Origin of the sequence: Glutamicibacter soli (assembly GCF_003309065.1) — a bacterium.
Lineage (GTDB): Bacteria > Actinomycetota > Actinomycetes > Actinomycetales > Micrococcaceae > Glutamicibacter > Glutamicibacter soli.
This window is the reverse complement of sequence record NZ_POAF01000001.1, coordinates 270050-291372: the sequence shown is the minus strand read 5'-3', so window position 1 is coordinate 291372 and position 21323 is coordinate 270050. Positions and strand designations below refer to the sequence as shown.

Annotated in this window: 16 protein-coding genes and 1 pseudogene; 10 read left to right on the top strand and 7 right to left on the bottom strand. The window is 63.7% G+C overall.

Annotated elements, in window-relative coordinates:
- Nucleotides 1–55 precede the first annotated feature (55 nt).
- The gene (helR, locus tag C1H84_RS01385; protein ID WP_113606353.1) at nt 56–2245 is read right to left on the bottom strand and encodes an RNA polymerase recycling motor ATPase HelR; all 2190 of its coding nucleotides are present in this window, start codon (nt 2243–2245) and stop codon (nt 56–58) included.
- A gap of 346 nt (nt 2246–2591) precedes the next feature.
- Between helR and C1H84_RS01380 the strand changes: the two genes are divergently transcribed.
- The 5 genes from C1H84_RS01380 (at nt 2592) to ndk (ending at nt 9661) form a co-directional block, all read left to right on the top strand.
- The gene (locus C1H84_RS01380) at nt 2592–3815 is read left to right on the top strand and encodes a hypothetical protein (RefSeq protein WP_146955814.1); all 1224 of its coding nucleotides are present in this window, start codon (nt 2592–2594) and stop codon (nt 3813–3815) included.
- 349 nt (nt 3816–4164) lie between these two features.
- On the top strand, nt 4165–7416 hold the full coding sequence (gene ileS, locus C1H84_RS01375; protein ID WP_113606351.1) for an isoleucine--tRNA ligase: 3252 nt from the start codon (nt 4165–4167) through the stop codon (nt 7414–7416).
- A 53-nt stretch (nt 7417–7469) separates the two neighbouring features.
- Nucleotides 7470–8762 (top strand): bifunctional folylpolyglutamate synthase/dihydrofolate synthase, encoded by a 1293-nt coding sequence (locus tag C1H84_RS01370; RefSeq protein ID WP_113606548.1) that lies wholly within the window; start codon nt 7470–7472, stop codon nt 8760–8762.
- A 2-nt stretch (nt 8763–8764) separates the two neighbouring features.
- Nucleotides 8765–9196, top strand: a complete 432-nt coding sequence (locus tag C1H84_RS01365; RefSeq protein ID WP_113606350.1) for a DUF4233 domain-containing protein — start codon at nt 8765–8767, stop codon at nt 9194–9196.
- Between the two features lie 48 nt (nt 9197–9244).
- Nucleotides 9245–9661 (top strand): nucleoside-diphosphate kinase, encoded by a 417-nt coding sequence (ndk, locus tag C1H84_RS01360; protein ID WP_047119281.1) that lies wholly within the window; start codon nt 9245–9247, stop codon nt 9659–9661.
- A 65-nt stretch (nt 9662–9726) separates the two neighbouring features.
- On the opposite strand, the gene C1H84_RS01355 is transcribed toward ndk, so the two are convergent.
- The 6 genes and pseudogenes from C1H84_RS01355 to C1H84_RS01330 all read right to left on the bottom strand — a co-directional run bounded on the left by C1H84_RS01355 (nt 9727) and on the right by C1H84_RS01330 (nt 14149).
- On the bottom strand, nt 9727–9948 hold the full coding sequence (locus C1H84_RS01355; protein WP_181728007.1) for a type II toxin-antitoxin system Phd/YefM family antitoxin: 222 nt from the start codon (nt 9946–9948) through the stop codon (nt 9727–9729).
- A gap of 305 nt (nt 9949–10253) precedes the next feature.
- Nucleotides 10254–10682 (bottom strand): annotated as a pseudogene (locus tag C1H84_RS01350) (GNAT family N-acetyltransferase); the annotation flags it as partial.
- 233 nt (nt 10683–10915) lie between these two features.
- The gene (locus C1H84_RS01345; RefSeq protein ID WP_244910779.1) at nt 10916–12199 is read right to left on the bottom strand and encodes an AI-2E family transporter; all 1284 of its coding nucleotides are present in this window, start codon (nt 12197–12199) and stop codon (nt 10916–10918) included.
- A 186-nt stretch (nt 12200–12385) separates the two neighbouring features.
- Nucleotides 12386–12976, bottom strand: a complete 591-nt coding sequence (locus tag C1H84_RS01340) for a GNAT family N-acetyltransferase (RefSeq protein WP_047119278.1) — start codon at nt 12974–12976, stop codon at nt 12386–12388.
- A 100-nt stretch (nt 12977–13076) separates the two neighbouring features.
- The gene (locus C1H84_RS01335; RefSeq protein WP_181728006.1) at nt 13077–13523 is read right to left on the bottom strand and encodes a ribosomal maturation YjgA family protein; all 447 of its coding nucleotides are present in this window, start codon (nt 13521–13523) and stop codon (nt 13077–13079) included.
- A gap of 2 nt (nt 13524–13525) precedes the next feature.
- Nucleotides 13526–14149, bottom strand: a complete 624-nt coding sequence (locus tag C1H84_RS01330) for a vitamin K epoxide reductase family protein (protein ID WP_053798246.1) — start codon at nt 14147–14149, stop codon at nt 13526–13528.
- 492 nt (nt 14150–14641) lie between these two features.
- On the opposite strand from C1H84_RS01330, the gene C1H84_RS01325 reads away from it, so the two are divergent.
- The 5 genes from C1H84_RS01325 (at nt 14642) to proB (ending at nt 21305) form a co-directional block, all read left to right on the top strand.
- On the top strand, nt 14642–17626 hold the full coding sequence (locus tag C1H84_RS01325) for an Rne/Rng family ribonuclease (protein ID WP_244910778.1): 2985 nt from the start codon (nt 14642–14644) through the stop codon (nt 17624–17626).
- Nucleotides 17627–17853: 227 nt separating this feature from the next.
- Nucleotides 17854–18162 (top strand): 50S ribosomal protein L21, encoded by a 309-nt coding sequence (gene rplU / locus C1H84_RS01320; protein ID WP_047119274.1) that lies wholly within the window; start codon nt 17854–17856, stop codon nt 18160–18162.
- A 46-nt stretch (nt 18163–18208) separates the two neighbouring features.
- Complete coding sequence (rpmA, locus tag C1H84_RS01315; protein WP_022875303.1) at nt 18209–18463, top strand: 50S ribosomal protein L27; 255 nt, start codon at nt 18209–18211, stop codon at nt 18461–18463.
- A gap of 125 nt (nt 18464–18588) precedes the next feature.
- Nucleotides 18589–20172: a GTPase ObgE gene (gene obgE, locus C1H84_RS01310; protein ID WP_113606344.1), complete on the top strand. Its 1584-nt coding sequence runs from the start codon at nt 18589–18591 to the stop codon at nt 20170–20172.
- Nucleotides 20169–21305 carry a glutamate 5-kinase gene (gene proB, locus C1H84_RS01305; RefSeq protein ID WP_113606343.1) on the top strand — a complete coding sequence of 379 codons (1137 nt, stop codon included), beginning with the start codon at nt 20169–20171 and terminating at the stop codon, nt 21303–21305. The genes obgE and proB overlap by 4 nt, the downstream gene beginning before the upstream one ends.
- The last annotated feature ends 18 nt before the right edge of the window (nt 21306–21323 follow it).

The window sequence follows — 21323 nt, the reverse complement described above, 5'->3', positions numbered from 1 at the left end:
GCCATTCGTCATCGTTTCCCGCAATCCGCCGGACTTCTCTAGATGCCTCGTCGGTTCATAGGGTGCCTGTTCCAGCAGCATCGCACAGCACCACAAGCTGCGAGGTGGCTCGGGTCATGGAGACATAGCGTCGCACGGCACCTTCCACTCCTGAGCCGAAGCGCTCGGGCCGGTAGAGCAGGACAAGGTCGAATTCCAGCCCCTTGGCCTGCTCAGGGCTCAACACGGCCACCCTCGGCCGCGGCGCGAACGTATTGTGGCCAATGACCGCGGCGATACCTTCAGCGTGGTTTTCCAGCCAGGCATTGAGAATCGGCTCCAGTTCATCGGGGGGCACATAACGTACCGGTGCGCCATCGGAGCGAATGGACACGGGAACATTCGCTTCAGGCATTTGCTCGCGGATGACACTTGCCGCGGCGTCCATAACCTGGGCGGTGGTGCGGTAATTGATGTTCAACTGTGCCACATGGACGTCCCGTATCCCTGCCCGGGCCAGGCGCCCTGCCCAGCTCCCGCGGAAACCTCCAGTTGCCTGCGCCCGATCGCCGACAATCGTCAGGCTGCCCGAGGGACAGCGCCTGCGCACCATGGCCCACTGGGCATCGGTCAGATCCTGGGCTTCATCGACAATCACGTGGGAGAAAGGCCCTGCCAAGGCATCGCCAGCCGGCTCCTCGACGGCTTGGTGCCGGACCAAACGATCCTGCAAGTCGGTATTCATCAGCTGCGAGGACAGGTCTTCCTTGTCGTCGGCGGAAGCGATCAGGTCGTCAATGACCTGTCGCATCAGCCTGCGCTCCGAGGCGAAGTCGGCAGCACGCCGCAAGCGGACTTGTTCACTGTGCGGGTCGCCAACCAGCGCCCGTGCCGCATCCAGCAACGGCACATCAGACTCGGTCCACGCAGTCCCGGCCCCTGCTTCCAGCAGCGCGTCGATGTCCTCCAAACTCAGCTGCCGGGCACAATAGCGCAGCAAGTGTGCGTTCGAATACAGGGTCCGCAGGAGATGCTCCGGATCCAAGACAGACCAGTACTCTGCCAGACAGGCATCCAGCTGGTCGCTGGTAGCAACTGCATGCCTGGCTTCCGAAACGCTGACCTCGTCGCCGGATAGCCTCGCAGCCAACTGGTCGACAAGTATCTCGCGCAACTGGGAGCGCGCGGCGTTATGGTCCAAACCCGATTCAAGCGAATCCACCGCAGCCGCCCAATGGGCAGGGGAGAGCGTGAGATCATCCCACGGGGTTTCAACGACGAGCGGCAGCACGGGAGGCTGCTCGAACACCTGTACGGCTCGTTCCACGGCGTCGACCATGGCGGCCTCGGACTTAATCCTGCCAATATGAGGGTCGGGATCCACGCCGACAACACCTGCATTCGAAACCATGTTCGAAAGTGTTGAAACCAGGACCTCGTCCTCTCCCAGGTTCGGCAAGACGTCGGAAACGTAGGCCGTGTAGGAATCATGCGGACTCACCACGAGCACCCGTCCGCCCCGGCTTTTCATCCGAGCGTCCGAATACAGCAGATAAGCGGCGCGATGCAGTGCTACTACGGTCTTGCCCGTCCCCGGGCCCCCATCCACCACGAGGGCCCCGGCCGAGGGACGTCGGATGATCGCGTCCTGGTCGCCTTGGATCGTGGCCAGGACATCCTGCATCTTCCCGGTGCGCTGCTCACCCAACGAAACAAGGAAAGCCGAATGGTAATCCAGCGAGGTGCTGTCGCCCAGATGGTCTAGGTCGAATACCTCGTCGAAGTAGCCGGCAATCAACTGCTTGCGCCAGCGGTACCTCCGGCGCATGGCCAATCCCATCGGGTTCGCATGGGTTGCAGCGAAAAACGGTTCCGCCGCCGGTGCCCGCCAATCGACCATCAACTGGTTGCCCTGCTCGTCGCTCAGGCCCAGGCGCCCAATGAAAAGGCGCTCGCCGGAAGACGTCTGCATGAATCCCAGGCAGGCTGGCGGTCCGACGCGGTCCAGCTGCGCCAGCCGCTGGCCCAGCTCGCTGACTTCCACGTCCCGTTCCAGGGATTGCTGCAGCACCCCCGCCCGGTCGGCTCCACGCTCGATGAGCCGGTGCCGGGTTTGGGCTCGAAGGTGCTCCACCCGCTGCCCAATTTCCTGCAGCCGCTCATTGTCCGCGTCGAGCGTCCCGGCAGGCACGTGGCAGGCCTGCGCGTCGGACAGCGCGAAAAACTGGGGTAGCGGTGCGCTGGCGGCTGAAGGGGGAAAGGGCATTCAAGGACTCCTGAAATTTCATCAAACTAGCGGGGCAAACATCGATTATGCGCCCTGCCCGGGGCCTTGCGGCAAGGGGGTGCGAGTGGGCTATTCTGAAAATGCAGGATAGGCGTTGTCCGGTTGTACGCAGCAAGATATGTGATTGATGTAAGGTTGCCCATCCGTGACATTGGCCTCGGTTGATGCGGAGAGTCGGAGAATATCAGTATGAGTAGTTTTCAATTTTCTCTCAATTCGTCATTGAGAACTACGATAGAGTTCGTTTTACCTGCCGTTCAATGTCCAATTATTCGCCGATAAGACATCAACGTGAACTTGGCCTCCCGTAGAAGGAATGTGACCTGTGTCCCTAGAAGATAAAAATGCTCGTGGTGTCGTAGTGCGTAAGTACGAAACGGATGGACGCAGCACTTCAGTATTTGAGTTCACTGGTGAGTTAAGAGAAAAACTCATTGGCAGTTTCATGACGCAGTATTTGGCCACTGGCAATTATTCAGCGGGGGCGAGAGCTGTCTCGCCCCAAGGCGCATCCTCTATGGCAGTTGCTGGAGCGGCAGCCGGTGCAACGGCTCTGTCTGCCGCGTTTTCCTCGACCCTATACGTGGCAACGGCAGACCCTTCTTCGCTGATGCAATTGGGCGCTGGCTTAGGGACTGCGGTAATGGGGCAATCCGGGATTATTGGGCATGCACCGTTCATTGCGATTCCCGGGGCGCTGCCAGTCGTTGGGCCGATCCTTGGAATACAAGCGCTAGCGACGGCTGTGATTATGCAGCAGTTCAAAAGCGTAGATCGAAATCTTCAACTGATTAAAAAGAAATTGGATGATGTAGTAATCCGTGCCGAAATGACTGAGGTGGCCCAATTGTTGGTCGCATCTCGCGTTATTGAAGATATCTACGTTCAGTTTGAAGCTGCGGGCGCATTTTCCCAAGACATGTTGATCCGACTGGCGCTCGCAGAAAAGGATGTTAATTCGATCGCAGAAAAGTTCAGGTGGCTGGTTGAAAAGCACGACGAGGCGACTTTGATGGACTATGACGCATCCGAGTCCAATCGCGACGCGAACAATGCGTTACTAGCAACTTTCTTGGGGATTCGGATCTCATATTTGAGGGTTGGTGTTGATTTGCAGGAGAATCCTAAATCAACTTCCAGATCCGCTCAGGCGCTTCGCGATAAGCTTAGGCAGGAAATCGAATTTTGGGAGAAGATTCTTGACCGCGATAAGAAGTTCAAAGATCAGATGGCATCACTGAAATCCGAGATTGATGATCAAAATGGAGTTCTAAAGGCGTTTAAATCTCGGCAGGGTGACTCACTGGAAAACTTGTTGAAGCGGGCCGATGATGCGCATCGGGCAACGCTTGAGAACGGAAAGTTCATGGCAACGGAATTTAGCAACCTTGTGTCTTCTGCCAAGGACATGCTGCACAGCTTTGAGCGGATGGACCCCAAAGAGTTGGCGGCAACTGCATTGGTGTATTGGAAAGATGACACTGGTGAGCACTCGTTCGCGGTGGATGCTCAAGAGCTGCACCAAATTGCGGCTTCCGAGGATATTTAAATTCTGCGCATATTTATTGATCGGATTGCGAAAGTGTGATTGTGCGCTCATCAGCCTTGTGGATGGCTGCAGGGAATTCCCTGCAGCGCACCCTCCGCGCTAAGATGGGAGGACCATGACTTTGAACCGGCCATCACCGGGGAGTCGTCGGAAGAACAGCGTTTTTCGATCAAGTTCGCCGAACGCCAAGTAGAACCGACCGGGTCCAGCCCGTCACAGCTGAAGAGAAGCGATTTTCCGCCAGTGCCCACAGCGCCCGGCGGGGAATAAGCGGGGTGGTACCGCGGCGCATGCGTCGTCCTCGTAGGCAAGGATTTATCGACCCTACGCTTGAAGGACGGCCTAAGCGATGAGCTTCTACCCGAAGGTCACTACTGACCCAACCGGTTCGACCCCGGCTTCGCCGCGTTTCCCAGAAATTGAGAAGCGCGTGCTCGACTACTGGAAGAACGACAACACTTTCCAGGCCTCCATCGACCAGCGCGAGGGCGAAGAATTCGTCTTCTACGACGGCCCTCCATTCGCCAACGGCCTGCCGCACTACGGCCACCTGCTGACCGGCTACGTCAAGGACCTGGTTGCCCGCTACCAGACCCAGCGCGGCAAGCGCGTGGAACGCCGCTTCGGCTGGGACACCCACGGCCTGCCGGCGGAGCTGGAAGCCATGAAGCAGCTGGGCATGAACGACAAGCAGCACATCCTTGAGATGGGCATCGACAAGTTCAACGACGCCTGCCGCACCTCGGTGATGAAGTACGCCGACGAATGGCAGGACTACGTCACCCGCCAGGCACGCTGGGTCGACTTCGAGAACGACTACAAGACCCTGAACGTCGAATACATGGAATCGGTCATCTGGGCCTTCAAGCAGCTGAGCGACAAGGGCCTGACCTATCAGGGCTTCCGCGTGCTCCCGTACTGCTGGAAGGACGAGACCCCGCTGTCCAACCACGAGCTGCGCATGGACGACGACGTCTACAAGGACCGTCAGGACCAGACCGTCACCGTGGGCTTCACCATCCTCGCCGGCGAGAACCCGGTCTCGGCCGAGCTGGCCGGGGTGCAGGCCCTGGCCTGGACGACCACCCCGTGGACCCTTCCGACCAACGAAGCCCTGGCCGTGCACCCGGACGTCGAATACGTGGTGGTGCCCGCGGGCGAGAACGGCGTGAAGGCCTCCGAAGCCGCCGGACCGTTCCTGCTGGCCAAGGACCTGCTGGGCTCCTATGCCAAGGACCTGGGCTACAAGGACGCCAAGGCCGCCGCCGCTGCCATCACCGCCAGCTACACCGGCGCGCAGCTGGCCGGCGTGCGTTATGCGCCGCTGTGGGACACCTACACCGACACCGAGAAGTACGGCACCGAAAACGCCTGGCAGATCCTCACCGCCGACTACGTCACCACCGCGGACGGCACCGGCCTGGTCCACCAGGCTCCCGCCTACGGCGAGGAAGACCAGAAGGTCTGCGAGTCCAACGGCATCCCGGTGATCCTCTCCGTGGACGAGGGCGCCAAGTTCCTGCCGGTCTTCACCGGTGGCCCGCTGAACGACATCGCAGGCGTGCAGGTCTTCGAGGCCAACAAGACCATCACCAACGTGCTCAAGGCCGACGGCCGACTGGTCAAGCAGGCCTCCTACGAGCACTCCTACCCGCATTGCTGGCGCTGCCGCACCCCGCTGATCTACCGTGCGATCTCCTCCTGGTATGTTGAGGTCACGAAGATCAAGGACCGCATGCTGGAGCTGAACGAGCAGATCAACTGGATCCCGGGCAACGTCAAGCACGGCCAGTTCGGCAAGTGGCTGGAGAACGCCCGCGACTGGTCGATCTCCCGCAACCGCTTCTGGGGCTCCCCGATCCCGGTCTGGGAATGCGACGGCGTGGAGTGCGAGCACCGCGAGGTCTTCGGCTCGCTGGACGAACTGAAGAACTTCTTCGGACGCCTGCCGGTGAACCACGACGGCCAGCCGGATCTGCACCGCCCGTTCATCGACGAGCTGACCGCCGCCCATGCCGGCTGTGCCGCCGGCGGCACCCTGCGCCGCGTCGAGGACGTGCTGGATGTCTGGTTCGACTCCGGCTCGATGCCCTACGCCCAGGTGCACTACCCGTTCGAGAACCAGGAATGGTTCGACGGCGGGCACAATCCTGCGGACTTCATCGTGGAGTACATCGGCCAGACCCGCGGCTGGTTCTACACCATGCACATCCTGGCCACCGCGCTGTTCGACCGCCCTGCCTACACCAACGTGATCTCCCACGGCATCGTGCTGGGCTCGGACGGGCAGAAGATGTCCAAGTCCCTGCAGAACTACCCGAACGTCACCGAGGTCCTGGACCGCGACGGCTCCGACGCGATGCGCTGGTTCCTGATGGCCAGCCCGATCCTGCGCGGCGGCAACCTGATCGTCACCGAACAGGGCATCCGCGAGGGCGTGCGCCAGGTCCTGCTGCCGCTGTGGAACGTGTGGCACTTCTTCAACCTCTACACCAACGCCGCGAACAACGGCGCCGGCTACGAGGCCAAGTTCTCCACCGCCTCCACCGACCCGTTGGATACGTACATGCTGGCCGCCACCGGCCAGCTGGTGCGCGAGGTCACGCAGGCGCTGGATTCCTACGAGGTCTCCGACGCCACCGAGGCAGTGCGCCGCTACATGGACACGCTGACCAACTGGTACGTGCGCCGTTCGCGCCAGCGCTTCTTCGACGAGGACACCCAGGCCTTCGACACCCTGTACACCGCGCTGGAAACCCTGGTGAAGGTGACCGCCTCGCTGCTGCCGCTGGCCAGCGAGGAGATCTACCGCGGCCTGACCGGTCAGCGCTCGGTGCACCTGACCGACTGGCCGGACGCCAACGACTTCCCGACCGACGCCACGGCCCTGGAAGCCATGGAAACCACCCGCAAGATCTGCTCGGTGGGCTCCTCGCTGCGCAAGGCCAAGAACCTGCGGGTGCGCCTGCCGCTGGCAGAGCTGAAGATCGTGCTCACCGACGCCGCCCGCCTGGCCGGCACCTACGAGTCGATCATCGCCGACGAGCTGAACCTGAAGTCGGTCACCCTGATCGATGCGGCCGGAGTGGACTCCGCCAGCTACGGCATCAGCCAGCAGCTGGTCGTCAACGCCCGCGCCGCCGGCCCGCGCCTGGGCAAGAACGTGCAGCAGGCCATCAAGGGCGCCAAGTCCGGCGACTGGTCGGTCACCGACGGCGTGGTCACCGCCGGCGGCCTGGAACTGGCCGAGGGCGAGTACACGCTGGACACCGTGGTGGACGACGCAGCGGACATCGCCGCAGCGGTCATCGACGGAGGCTTCCTGGTGCTGGACACCGAGGTCACCGCCGAGCTGGCCGCCGAAGGCACCGCCCGCGACATGATCCGCTCCATCCAGTCCGCCCGCAAGGACGCGGACCTGCAGGTCTCGGACCGCATCCGCACCGTGGTCACCGCTAAGGCGGAAACCATCGCGGCGCTGGAAGCCAACCGCGAGCTGGTGGCCGGCGAGACGCTGACCGCGCAGCTGGAGCTGCTGGTCGACGACTCGGTCGAATCCGAGCAGGTCACCGTCGTCGTGATGCAGGACGAGGCCAAGTGAGCGAACTGAGCCGCGTCTACCGCGAACTGCTGGACCGTGCGCCGGAAAACAAGATGGAACCGCGCATGGACCCGATGTTCCGCGCCATGGAGATCCTGGGCGAGCCGCAGAAGGCCTGCCCGGTCATCCACATCACCGGCACCAACGGCAAGACCTCGACCGCTCGCATGATCGAGTCCCTGCTGCGCGCGCACGACCTGCGCACCGGCCGCTACTCCTCGCCGCATCTGGTCTCCGTGACCGAGCGCATCAGCGTGGACGGCGAACCGGTATCGGAGGAAACCTTCGTGCGCGTCTGGGACGAGATCAGCCCGTTCCTGGAGATCGTCGACGCCGAGCTGGACGAGCGCGGGGAAACCCGCCTGACCTACTTCGAGGCAGTCACCATCCTGGCCTTCGCGATCTTCGCGGAGGTGCCGGTGGACGTGGTGGTCCTGGAGGTGGGCCTGGGCGGCATCACCGACGCCACCAACGTGGCCGACGGCAACGTCTCGGTGATCACCCCGATCTCGCTGGACCACACCGACCTGCTGGGCGACACCACCGAGCTGATCGCCCAGGAGAAGGTGGGCATCCTGAAGCCCGGCGGCTACCTCGTCTCCTCGGTGCAGCCGGTGGACGCCGCCGACGTGCTGCTGGCCCTCGCCCGCGAGCTGGAGGTCCCCACGGCCTTCGAGTCCCTGGACTTCAAGCTGCTGGACCGCCAGGTCGCCGTGGGCGGCCAGCTGCTGAGCATCCAGGGCCAGGCCGCGACCTACGACGAGATCTTCCTGCCGCTGTTCGGCGCCCACCAGGCGCAGAACGCCGCGGTGGCGCTGGCCGCCGTGGAAGCGTTCCTGGGCGGGGGAGAGCGCGAGCTGTATGCGGACCTGGTCCGCGAGGGCTTCGCCGAGACCTCCAGCCCCGGACGCCTGGAACTGGTGCGCACCGCGCCGAGCATCCTAGTGGATGCCGGGCACAACCCGGACGGCATCCGCGTCTCGGCCGAGGCGATCCGCGAATCCTTCGGCTTCTCCCGGCTGGTGCTCATGGTGGGCATCCTGCAGGAGAAGGACGCCGAAGCCATGCTCTACACCATGCGCGAGGAGTACGGCGACCTGGTGGAGGACCTGTGCATCACCCAGTCCTCCTCGCCGCGGGCCATCCCGGCCGGGGAACTGGCAAACATGGCGCTGGCCGCCGGCTGGCCTGAAGAAGACATCCACGTCACCGAAGACCTGGAAGACGCCATCGAGTGGTCCGTCGGCCGCGCCGAGGCAGGCAACGACCTGTCCGGCGGCGTGCTGGTGACCGGCTCGATTACACTGGTGGGCGAGATTACGACCCTGCTCAAGGGAGGAGCCTAGTCATGGCCAAGCTGACCCGCGCCCAGCGCGAGTGGCGCCCGGGCATGCAGAAAAAGCAGCGCTCGGTTAAAACGATGTTCGCCTCCACCGTGCTGGTCTGCGAGGCCCTGCTGGCGGTATTCGTCACGCTGGCGGCCTTCGGGCTCAAGCGCGGCGAGCCGGCGGTGATCCTCAGCCTGGGCGCCGCGGTCGCGGTGCTGTGCATCGTGACCTGCGCGCTGCTGACCAAGAAGATCGGTTTCATCATCGGCTGGGCCCTGCAGGTGGTGTTCTTCCTCAGCGGTTTCATCCTGGTGGACATGTTCTACCTGGCCAGCGCGTTCACCCTGTGCTGGTGGTACGCGCTGTCCAAGGGCGAAAGCATGGACCGCGAGAACACCCAGCGCGCCGCCGCCCAGGAAGCCTGGGACAAGGCCCACCCCGAACAGGCCTAGGCCCGTTCGACCACGAAGTTTCAACCACCGATACGAAGAGGTAGTCACATGACTGAACGTACCCTGATCCTGGTCAAGCCGGATGGCGTCAAGCGCGGCTTGACCGGCCAGATCATCGCCCGCATCGAAGCCAAGGGCTACACCATCGCCGAGCTGAAGCAGGTCACCGCGACCCGCGAAGTGCTGGCCCAGCACTACGCCGAGCACGAAGGCAAGCCGTTCTACGAGCCGCTGGTAGAGTTCATGCTCTCCGGCCCGGTTGTCGCGATTGTGGCCGAGGGCCACAACGTGATCACCGGCTTCCGTTCGCTGGCCGGCACCACCGACCCGACCACCGCCGCTCCGGGCACCATCCGCGGCGACCTGGGCCGCGACTGGGGCCTGAAGGTCCAGCAGAATCTGGTTCACGGCTCGGACTCGGAAGAGTCTGCAGCACGCGAGATCGGCATCTGGTTCGGCAACTAGCCGATGAAACACGCAATCCCAGGGACCCATCGGGGTCCCTGGGATTGCTTGTTTAATGGGGATGCCTACAACCAGCCATCGAGGTTGTTGTTGGTTCCGGGAGGAGGGGCTGCCAGCGTGGGGGCCGGGAGGCCGCCGGTGCTGATCGAATCGAAGTCGTCCTTGGAGATCAGGACCACCGATTCATGGTTAGCACCTTGGACGGTGATGACCTCATGGCCGGTCACCACGTTGTCCAGCAGGTGCGGAAAATTCTGTAGGGCTTCTTCATAGCTGAAATTCAGCATGCAGATTCCTCCTGGTGTCATGTGCTCAAAGCGTCGAGGATGGGGCGATGCCTGCACCGTGGATGGAGGCCACGGTACTAAACGGCCAAGTGGCCGTCCGGGGGAGTATGTTCTCTGCACCACTCCAGGTAATTCACATGAGTCACCTTAAACACACAAACATCGGGCAATACAATCTTCAGCATTATTTTGTGACACGAATTGATGAATCCGTGGATTGCCGCTGGCGGTATCGATTCCGCCACGGTGGCAAGGTTTCCAAGATCCGCAGGACGCTGCCCCTGACGCAGCGCGAACCGATGGGACTAGTCCGTGGCGAGCCTGGCGAAGAGCAGCGAGTCGCGGCGACCGGTTGCCGTGCGCTTGTGGGCTCGCAAAAGCCCCTCGTAGCTGAACCCGGATTTTTCAAGCACCCTGCGCGAGGCGGTGTTCTCCGGCGCGCAGGTGGCCTCGATGCGCTGCAGTCCTAGGTCGCTGAAACCAAGGTCGAGCAGGAATCCCGCCACGACAGTTGCGTACCCCCGGCCCCAGCACGTGCTGTTCATGGCGTAGCCCAGTTCTCCGCATGCATGCTGCCCGCTCGCGGTCGATACCGCGCCAGCGCCGATGGCCTCGTTGTCCAGCGTCACCGCAAGGTTCAACGCGCCGGCGGCGGAGGCCATGGCCTCGTTGATGAACGCCTCGGTGTCGGGTCGGGAGTTCGGACCCCAGTCGACGTACCGGCAGACCAGCGGATCCGGGCATAGGCATGCACGGCATCGATGTCCTGCAGGGTGAAGCTGCGCACTGCGAGGCGGCCGCCATTGGGCAACAGGTGTTCTCTGAGCGGTTCCATGCGGTGTTCGGTTTCCCTTTCACGGGTGAGTAGCAGGCTATGGCGCAGGCGGGAGAAAACAAGGGGTCCAGCTTCCGGATGATGGAAGCTGGACCCCTTGGACGTACATAGCGGGCAGTGCGCGGTATTGAACTACTCGGCGGCGTCCTTCACCTCGTCGGAGGCCGGATGAGCAGGCTTGGCTGCTTCCGCCTTGTCCTGAGGCGCCCGCTCCTTGGCGGCCTTCTCCTTGGCGTCGAGGCGTTCGAGTGCGGATTCCTCCTCATCGAGCGCGACCTCCGCGAGGATGTCCTGTTTCGCCTCGACCGCTGGATCCTTCTTCTCGCGTCCTGTCCAGACCTTGATCACGGCCCATGCAGCGGCCGTCAGGGGCACGGCGAGTACCGCTCCGATGATGCCGGCCAGCACGGTGCCGGCGGTCAGCGCCATCAAGACGACCAGCGCATGCAGGCTCAGGGCGTTGGCCATGACGACCGGCTGCAGGAAGTTGCCTTCCAGCTGGTTCACGATGATGACCGCGGCCAGCACGATCAGGGCAACCACCGGCCCGTTGGTGACGAGGGCGACAAGGGTGGCCAGCACGCCTGCTACCGTCGCGCCGACCATCGGCACGAAGGAACCCAGGAAGACGATGACACCCAGCGGGATGGCCAGCGGAACCTGCAGGACCAGCAAGGTGGCGGTGATGCCGATCGAGTCGACTGCCGCCACGATCGAGGTGCCGCGGATGTAGCCGCCGAAGGTGTGCAGCGCGCGGTCGCCGGACAGGATCCACTTGTTGCGGTAGTGCTTCGGGGTCCAGGAGACCGCGAAGGCCCAAATGCGGTCGCCGTCCTTCAAGAAGAAGAACAGGATGACCAGCAGCAGGATCAGCCCGGTGATGAAGCTGCCGGCGGCGCTGATCGTATTCAGCGCCCCGGTGCCGAACTGGGAACTGGTCAGGAATCCAGTGACGGTTTGGACTGCCTTGTCGATCTGCTCCTGGTCGATGGTGAACGGAATGTCGACCAGCATTTTCTGGACAATCTCGTTGAGCTGGTTGAAGCCCTGGACCGCCTTGTCGACGAGCGTCGACCATTCGTTGGTTACGGAGAACACCAACCCGGTGCCGATGCCGCCGAGCACGAGCAGGGAACCGAGGAAAACGATCCACGCCGAAAGCAAGGCGTTGAAGACCTTGCGCAGCTTGACAACCAGTGGCCACAACGCGCAGGCGATGATGATTGCCAGCAATGTCGGGATGACGATCGTGGTGAGCCTGAGCATGCCGACGATGATGAACCCGGCCAACGCGCCGACAACCAGGATCTGCGCGCTGCGGATTCCCATGCGTCCAAGCAGGTCGGTCCACAGCCCGCTGACGGTGAATTCCGGCGGCTGCTCGGCGCTCAAGCCCAACGCCGCGTCGGCCTTCACCTTTGGCGCCCTCTCCTTCGTCGAGGGTTTCGCCCTGCGAAACAAACTCATACTCGCTCCTCTATGCCGTGTGTGATAGCTCCAACAATAGGCTAGCGAAATGAATAGCTGGTTGATCAACACCGTGAGGATGATCTTTTGCCAGCTCAGTGATGACTTGCTCGTGCTCTGGGTGGATGATCGGGGCTAGGAACGCGGTCCGAAGTATTCGCTGGCCAGCAGTCCCATGATGATCCGATCGTGGAACTGGCCATCATGGAAGCCAGCCTGGCGTTCGCGTCCTTCTTCGCGGAATCCTGCCCGGTTGAAGGTGCGCAGCGCACGCTCATTGTAGGCCCAGACGCTCAGTCCGATGCGGTTAAGCCCCATTTCGCGGAAGCCGAAATCGATAATCATCTTGGTTGCCATGGTGCCGTAGCCCTGGCCCACGTTGGAGCCGCCGATCATGATCATCAGCTCGGCCGAGCGGGCCGGGGCGTTGTAGTTGTACAGCGCCGTATGGCCGATCAGGGTGTCGTCGGGCAGCGTGATGCACAAGCCCACCCCGTCGGTGGTGCCCCGGTTCAGGCTGCGGCCCTTGAAGAGCTCGGCGGCTTCGGTTCCCGGATGCGGGAGCACCAGGGAGCCCTGCAGCGCCATGAACTCCGGGCTGTTCCACCACTGGGTCAGGATTGGCAGGTCATCGTCCTGCAGTTCGCGCAGTCGGATGTGTTCCGAAATCAGCAGATTGATTCCGTAGTCCTGGGCGTTCTCTGTGTTCCATATGTCACTGGCCATGCATCCAATCTACCCTGTTGCGTATTTCACGTTCCTGGAAACGAGCTGCGGCTGGATCAACGTATACGCAACGGAAAAGGTGGTTTGGCTAGGAGTTAAGCTAAAGAATTGCTTCAGTAGGATGCGGCGGACACGCCGAAGTCGCACACCGGGGCTTGGGCACGAACTTCGAGTGTTTGCCCAGCCAGAAATCCAGCGCTGCGGACAGCAGGATCCCCAGCGCATAGGCCGCGAGATCCAGCGCAGCGAATCCGGAGCCGAACACCAGATGGGCTGCCGGGAGCATGGAAGCCATCAGCGCTGGCAGGCCGGTGAGCTGCAGGAATTCGATCCCGAAGCACCACAGGAAAGCCAGGGAGGCTGGTAGCCACGGGGAACGCCTGACGAAGATGAAGGCGAGCAACACGTAGAACAATGCTGCGTACAGCACCCCGCCGGAGAGGTCTGCGGCCAGCCCGTCGGCCAGGTATCTTGCGCCTAAACCAACGGGGACCATCGCGATGGCGATGATCCCCAAGGTCAGTCGGCGTGCGGAAACACTGCCCATGCTTATCCGAAGAAGGCGTTCGGGAAACGCAGGATGACGGTCGCGGCGACCAGCAGCCACAGGATGGCGGTGATGATCCAGCTCCATTCGCGGAACAGCTTCTTGACTCCTTCGCCGGCGGGGATCACGCCATTGAGCACGTTGCGTCCGGTGGTGAAGACAAAGAGCGGGATGACCATGGTCCACACGACCATGCAGTAGAGGCACAGGGCGTTGATTTCGTACAGTGCCTGGTACCAGAACCAGATGACCAGGCCCAACGCCGCGGTGATGCCTAGCTGGAAGCAGATCCAGAACCAGCGCTGCAGCTTGGTGGCCCCTGCCAGCAGCGTGAAGCCGATGGTCACCACGACGGCGAAGCAGACGATGCCGAAGAACGGGTTGGGGAACCCGAAGATGCCGGCCTGCTCGGTCTTCATGACCGTGCCGCAGGAAATCCATGGATTGACGTCGCAGCTGGTGACGTAGTCGGGATTCTTGTAAAGTTCGATCCGCTCCAGAACCAGGATTCCGGCCGCGACCCAAGCGATGAAGCCGGTGATGATGGTGAACAGGCCGAACCCGCGATCCCTCGCCCACCAGGGCAACACGCCCGGGGCCTGTTGATTTTCAAGTGATGAAACCATGCTTTGACTATTCCATATGTTCCTAGGAAAGCGGATGTCTCCGCCGTGTGCGTTCTTATCCTAGAAAGATTTTCTGTGCAACGGATATGTGCCCGTGAACGCGATGTGAACGAAATATGAGAGAATGGGAATGGTTGTTCGCGGATCCACAGTCTGCTTTCAACCCAACGAGAGACTTTCGAAACGACAGATCGTCAGGCGATGCATCGCTTCGGTTGAGTGCCCAATATGTGCGCCTCCCGAGGGAATACCGCGGATCGAAGGGCTGCAAAGGAAAGCAGCTGGTTTGAAAGGGCCGCGTTGAGCCGCAGTTGCTGCGTTGGGATCGGTAAACCGGACCCGCGGCGTGGATGGCTGCGGAATATATAGAGCTTTTGCGTTCGGCCGACTCATAGAAGAAGGCCGAGCCGCACGTCATGATTGTAGATTCAGCCAAGGCGCCGTCTGTGGAGGATGCCGACGTTGGACATTAGTAGGAGTACGCGAAATTAAATGAGCGCATCAAATCAGCGAAAGGGTGGGGCGCAGGGAAACAAGCGAGGCAATCGTTCGACGCGCGCCCGCCGCACCCAGGTGTCCACCACTCCGGCCCGTCCTTTGCGCCGTGCCATGACCTTGGCAGAGCTGAACGCCGCTGCCGGCGTCGAGGATACCCAGTACCGCTGGCGGGCCACCCGCCGCACCCAGGTGTCCACCCCTGACTCCAGCAAGCGCGCCAGCCGCCAGGCCGACCGCCGCGCCCAGAGCGCGCGCAGCGCAGCCGCCGACGAGGCAGTGAACGAGCAGGCCGCCAAGCAGCAGGCAGCCGAGGCCGCCGTTTCCGAGCAGGCGCAGGATTCGGCCGCCGAAACTGTCGAGGCGGCCGCACCGGCGGCTTCGCTGGAAACCGTCGAGGCCATCGCCCAAGCAGCCATCGAGGCCGAGGCGCACGCCGAGCCCGAAGACCGCACCGGCGCGTTGCTGGCCGAGCACGGCAACACCATGATCATGAACCCGTTCGCGATCCCTGAATCGGCCCACTCGGTGCTGGCCCAGGCCGTCGCGAAGAAGACCCGCACCACGCCGCGCCCTGAAGCCGAGGAGCAGTCCGACGGCGAAGACGTCACCTCGCGCCGCCGTCGTCGCCGCCGCCGCGGAGACGTGGACCTGGAACTCGAAGGCGGCTCGCAGGACGATCCGCCGAACACCGTCACCCGTGTCCGCGCCCCGCGCGCCGGCATCGAAAGCCACGCCAGCGTGAACAACAAGGTCGCCTCGGTGCGCGGTTCCACCCGCCTGGAAGCCAAGCGCCAGCGCCGCCGCGAATCCCGCGAGACCGGCCGCCGCCGCCAAGTGATCACCGAGGCCGAGTTCCTGGCGCGCCGCGAGTCGGTTGAGCGCAAGATGATTGTGCGCCAGCGCGAGGACCGCATCCAGATCGGCGTGCTGGAAGATGGCGTGCTCGCCGAGCACTTCGTGTCCAAGACCCAGCAGGATTCGCTGATCGGCAACGTCTACCTGGGCAAGGTGCAGAACGTGCTGCCGTCCATGGAGGCCGCCTTCGTGGACATCGGACGCGGGCGCAACGCCGTGCTGTACGCCGGCGAGGTCAACTGGGACGTGGCAGGCCTCGAAGGCCAGCCGCGCCGCATCGAGAACGCCCTGAAGGCCGGCGACTCGGTCCTGGTGCAGGTCACCAAGGACCCGGTGGGCCACAAGGGCGCCCGCCTGACCAGCCAGGTCTCCCTGCCGGGCCGCTACCTGGTGTACGTGCCGGGCGGCTCCATGACCGGCATCTCCCGCAAGCTGCCCGACGTCGAGCGCCAGCGCCTGAAGAAGATCCTGAAAGACCACCTGCCGGAGAACGCCGGCGTGATCGTGCGCACCGCAGCGGAAGGCGCCTCGGAAGAGGAGCTGACCAATGACATCAACCGCCTGCGTGCCCAGTGGGAAGGCATCGAGGAGCAGTCGACCTCGACCAAGACCCTGGCCCCTGAGCTGCTGTACTCCGAGCCTGATCTGACCATCAAGGTCGTCCGCGACGTCTTCAACGAGGACTTCACCAAGCTGATCGTCTCCGGCGAGCAGGCCTGGGACACCATCGAGGCCTACGTCATGTACGTGGCGCCGGATCTGATGGGCCGCCTGGAGAAGTGGGAGCAGGACGAGGACATCTTCGCCAACTACCGCGTGGACGAGCAGATCGCCAAGGCGCTGGACCGCAAGGTCTTCCTGCCTTCGGGCGGTTCGCTGGTGATCGACCGCACCGAAGCCATGACGGTGATCGACGTGAACACCGGCAAGTTCACCGGTTCGGGCGGCAACCTCGAAGAGACCGTCACCAAGAACAACCTGGAAGCGGCCGAGGAAGTCGTGCGCCAGCTGCGCCTGCGCGACATCGGCGGCATCATCGTCATTGACTTCATCGACATGGTCCTTGAATCGAACCGCGACCTGGTGCTGCGCCGACTGGTCGAGTGCCTGGGCCGCGACCGCACCAAGCACCAGGTGGCCGAGGTGACCAGCCTGGGCCTGGTGCAGATGACGCGCAAGCGCATGGGCACCGGCCTGCTGGAAGTCTTCGGCGAGGAGTGCGAGCACTGCGCCGGCGCGGGTGTCATCACCCACGAGGAGCCTGTCGAATCCCGCAAGTCCTTCAACTCGCATGGCGAGAGCCATTCGAAGAAGTACGCCGAGAAGCCTTCGCGCAACCGCCGCCGCCGCGGCGGGGACAAGGACGAGAGCAAGCCGGTAGAGCAGGAGCACACCGAGGTCGTCGAGGAGAAGACCGAAGCCACGCGCCATGCCCTGGCCAACATCGCCGCGGCCTCGCACCTGGATCACCCGGCCGAGCACGCCGTGAAGATCGGCGACGACGAGGTTCCGATGCCGAAGCACGTCGAGACCGGCTCCGCCGACTCGTCCCTCACCCTGGAATCGCTGGAAGCAGCGCTGCCGGAAGGCGAAGGACAGGGCGAGCAGTCCGACTCCGGGCGCAAGCCACGGCGCCGCTCCCGTTCCCGCGGCCGCAACCGCGGCCAGGACGAGCAGCAGGGGGCCGAGCCCCAGGCCGAAGAGCAGCAGGCTGCCGCCGAGCCGGAGAACGCAGCGGAACAGGTTTCCTCGAAGCCTGCCCGCAGCCGTTCGCGCCGCGCCTCGCGTCCGCAGGAGGCCTCCTCAGGGGAGCAGCCGGTCCTGACCGGCCTGGCCCTGCCGGCTTCCCAGGCCCCCGTTGCCGAGCAGACCGCAGCACCTGCTGCGCCTGCCGCCGCCGCTTCGGCGGCCCCACAGAGTTCCACCAAACCAAAGCGACGCAGCCGTCGGGCCACCTCGGTCCAGGGCGATGCGAACGCGGCGGTGGAAGTGGTCGAGGTATCCGCTGCTACCGGTTCGGTAGTCCAGATGGATACCGCCAGTTCACGGGCTGAAAAACCTGCCGAACCGGCCGGTGCTCCGGTCATGTTCGGTGTCGGAGTTCCGGTTCGCGAACTGAAATAGATGAACTTGGTCACGGTTCACCCACTGGGGCAGTTTGTATTTGCCCCAGTGGCGTGGACTAGCGTAATCTAGTTGATCGGTGCTAAACGCCAAGATCACGGACTTTTGGTCCGCTCGGCGTCAAGGCACAAGCGCATGAGATCCCTGCGTAACGGACCTGAACAAGGTTTGCGGGTTGATCTCTGCGCCGGTAAGACAATAAACGTCGAGTAGAAGTGAGTACCCACGTGGTGTACGCAATTGTCCGCGCAGGCGGCCACCAGGAAAAGGTTTCCGTTGGAGACCTGATCACCGTTGACCGTCTTCAGGCTGCCCCAGGTAGCTCCATTGAGCTTCCTGCCTTGCTGCTGGTGGACGGCGAGAAGGTAACTTCCGCCGCTGCCGACCTGGCTAAGGTCAAGGTCACCGCCGAGGTCGTTGAAAACCTCCGCGGTCAGAAGATCGTTATCCAGAAGTACAAGAACAAGACCGGTTACAAGAAGCGCCAGGGTTTCCGCGCTGCTCTGACCAAGGTCAAGGTCACCTCGATCGCCTAATTAGGCGCTCGTACTATCCATTTTTTGTAGCGAAAGAGGCTAAATCATGGCACATAAGAAAGGTGCGAGTTCCACTCGCAACGGTCGCGATTCCAACGCACAGTACCTGGGCGTAAAGCGCTTCGGTGGTCAGGAAGTCAAGGCAGGCGAAATCATCGTTCGCCAGCGTGGCACCCACTTCCACCCAGGCGCCGGCGTAGGCCGCGGCAAGGACGACACCCTGTTCGCTTTGGCTGCCGGTGCAGTCGAGTTCGGCACCCGTCGTGGTCGCCGCGTGGTGAACATTGTGGCTGCTGCCTAACTCAGGCACGCAACAGCATTTTTAGTACACAAGGGGTGGGCCGATTCCGGTCCGCCCCTTGCGTGCGTAGATAGACTTTTAAGCGAGCAGAAGTTCGCACCCCTTTTCTAGGAGTAGATGGCCCCGTGGCTGCATTCGTTGATCGCGTTACCCTTCATGCCACCGCAGGCAACGGTGGTCACGGTTGTGTGTCCATCAAGCGTGAGAAGTTCAAGCCGCTGGGCGGCCCCGACGGCGGCAACGGCGGCAACGGCGGCGACATCATCCTGCGTGTCGACCCGCAGGTCACCACGCTGCTTGACTTCCACCACCTGCCGCACCGCAAGGCCGGCAACGGCGAGCCGGGCAAGGGCGGCCTGCGCCCGGGCAAGCAGGGCCAGGACCTGATCCTGGGTGTGCCTGCAGGCACCGTCATCAAGACCCGCGACGGCGACATCCTCGCCGACCTGGTTAACGTGGGCGATGAATTCCTCGCCGCCGCCGGCGGCCAGGGCGGGCTGGGCAACGCCGCCATCGCCTCCGACAAGCGCAAGGCCCCGGGCTTCGCGCTGCTGGGTATTCCCGGTCAGGAGCAGGACGTCGTCATGGAGCTCAAGTCCGTGGCCGACATCGCGCTGGTGGGCTATCCTTCGGCCGGCAAGTCCTCGCTGATCGCCGCGGTTTCCGCCGCGCGCCCTAAGATCGCCGACTACCCGTTCACCACTCTGGTGCCGAACCTGGGCGTCGTGCAGGCCGGCGAGGTCCGCTTCACCGTGGCCGACGTGCCGGGCCTGATCCCTGGCGCCTCCGAGGGCAAGGGCCTGGGCCACGAGTTCCTGCGCCACGTCGAGCGTTGCGCAGCCATCGTGCACGTGCTGGACTGCGCCTCGCTGGAATCCGACCGCGACCCGATCACCGATCTGGAGACCATCGAAGCCGAGCTGGCCAGCTACGAGGCCGACTCTACCTTCGCCGGCACCGACGGCACCATCGTCCCGCTGGTCGAGCGCCCCAAGCTGGTGGCGCTGAACAAGGTCGACATGCCGGACGGCAAGGACATGGCCGACTTCGTGCGCCCGGAGCTGGAGAGCCGCGGCTACCAGGTCTTCGAGATCTCCGCGCTGGCCCGCGACGGCCTGCGCGATTTGTCCTTCGCGATGGCCAAGCTGGTGGAGGAGGCCCGCGCCTCGCGTGTCGTGGAAACCCCTGTGGTCGAGGTGCCGGTGATCCGCCCGCGCTCTGTCAACAAGCGGGAATTCTACATCCGCCGCGAAGAGCAGAACCTCGAACCATTGTGGCGCGTCATCGGCGAGAAGCCGGAGCGCTGGATCATGCAGACCGACTTCCGCAACGACGAGGCCGTCGGCTACCTGGCCGACCGCTTGGCCAAGCTCGGCGTGGAGACCCAGCTGTTCAAGGCCGGCGCCAAGCCGGGCGACGCGGTGGTCATCGGCGTGGAGGAGAACTCCGTGGTCTTCGACTGGGAGCCGACCATGGCCGCCGGCGCGGAGCTGCTGGGCAGCCGCCGCGGCGAGGACGTGCGCCTGGAGGACCGCGGCGCCCGCAAGACCCGCGAGGAGAAGCGCGCCGAGCACGAGGACCGCAAGGCGGCCAAGGCCGCTGCCCGCGACGAGCTGGAGGCAGAGCGCCGCGCAGGCATCTGGACCGAGTCCGTGCATGCGAAGGCCGCTGAGCGCAAGGCCAAGCAGCGCGCCCAGGAAGACCAGTGAACACCACCAAGACCCTCTCCGCGGTGTCCTCCCGCGCCCAGCTGCCCCAGGCCAAGCGCCTGGTCGTCAAGGTGGGCTCCAGCTCGCTGACCACCGTGGAAGGCGGCATCTCCCAGGAGCGGCTCGACTTCCTGGTGGATACGCTCTCGCGCACGGTGGCCGCGGGCACCGAGGTGGTGCTGGTGTCCTCGGGCGCCATCGCCGCCGGCCTGGCTCCGCTGGCGCTGGCCAAGCGCCCCAAGGACCTGGCCACCCAGCAGGCGGCCGCCTCGGTGGGGCAGGGCCTGCTGCTGGCGCAGTACACCGCGCAGTTCGCGCAGCAGGGGATCACCGTCGCCCAGGTGCTGCTCACGGCCGATGACCTGATGCGCCGCACCACCTACACCAATGCGCTGCGCGCGCTGGTGCGACTGCTGAACCTCGGGGTGCTGCCGATCGTCAACGAGAACGACACGGTCGCCACCCACGAGATCCGCTTCGGCGACAACGACCGCCTGGCCTCGCTGGTGGCCCACCTGGTCAAGGCCGATGCGCTGCTGCTGTTCTCCGACGTGGACTCCGTCTACGATGCGCATCCCGCCCAGGGCGGCAGCCGCATTCCGCTGGTCGGCCACCCGGACGAGATCAGCGCCATCGACCTGGGCACCTCGGGTTCCTCGGTGGGCACCGGAGGCATGATCACCAAGGTGCAGGCCGCCACGCTCAGCGCTTCGGCCGGTATCCCGGCCCTGGTCACCTCCACCGCCAACGCCGCCCGCGCGCTGGCCGGCGAGGACGTGGGAACCTGGTTCGCCGCGCGCAACACCCGCCGCTCGGCCCGCGACGTCTGGCTGGCCCACCTCGCGGTGGCCCACGGCCGGCTGATGCTGGACGCCGGCGCGGTGCGCGCCATCCGCAGCGGCGAGAAGTCGCTGCTCGCCGCAGGCATCACCTCGGCTACCGGGGACTTCGAAGCCGGGGACGCGGTGGAGATCTGCGACGCCTCAGGAACCGTGGTGGCCCGCGGCCTGGTGAACTACGCCGCGCTGGAACTGCCGGCAATGTTCGGCCGCTCCACCTCCACGCTGCTGGCCGACCTCGGCGAAGGTTACGAAAAACCGGTAGTACATGTCGATGACTTGGCGCTGATCTAGGTTCCGGAACCTACAATG

Bases quoted from the DNA above. Each gene is read 5' to 3' on its own strand.
- C1H84_RS01335 (WP_181728006.1), bottom strand. From the start codon at position 13,523: ATGGGCAGTGTTTCCGCACGCCGACTGACCTTGGGGATCATCGCCATC.
- ndk (WP_047119281.1), top strand. From the start codon at position 9,245: ATGACTGAACGTACCCTGATCCTGGTCAAGCCGGATGGCGTCAAGCGC.
- ileS (WP_113606351.1), top strand. From the start codon at position 4,165: ATGAGCTTCTACCCGAAGGTCACTACTGACCCAACCGGTTCGACCCCG.
- C1H84_RS01370 (WP_113606548.1), top strand. From the start codon at position 7,470: ATGGAACCGCGCATGGACCCGATGTTCCGCGCCATGGAGATCCTGGGC.
- helR (WP_113606353.1), bottom strand. From the start codon at position 2,245: ATGCCCTTTCCCCCTTCAGCCGCCAGCGCACCGCTACCCCAGTTTTTC.
- rpmA (WP_022875303.1), top strand. From the start codon at position 18,209: ATGGCACATAAGAAAGGTGCGAGTTCCACTCGCAACGGTCGCGATTCC.
- C1H84_RS01355 (WP_181728007.1), bottom strand. From the start codon at position 9,948: ATGCTGAATTTCAGCTATGAAGAAGCCCTACAGAATTTTCCGCACCTG.
- C1H84_RS01340 (WP_047119278.1), bottom strand. From the start codon at position 12,976: ATGGCCAGTGACATATGGAACACAGAGAACGCCCAGGACTACGGAATC.
- C1H84_RS01325 (WP_244910778.1), top strand. From the start codon at position 14,642: ATGAGCGCATCAAATCAGCGAAAGGGTGGGGCGCAGGGAAACAAGCGA.
- C1H84_RS01365 (WP_113606350.1), top strand. From the start codon at position 8,765: ATGGCCAAGCTGACCCGCGCCCAGCGCGAGTGGCGCCCGGGCATGCAG.
- C1H84_RS01330 (WP_053798246.1), bottom strand. From the start codon at position 14,149: ATGGTTTCATCACTTGAAAATCAACAGGCCCCGGGCGTGTTGCCCTGG.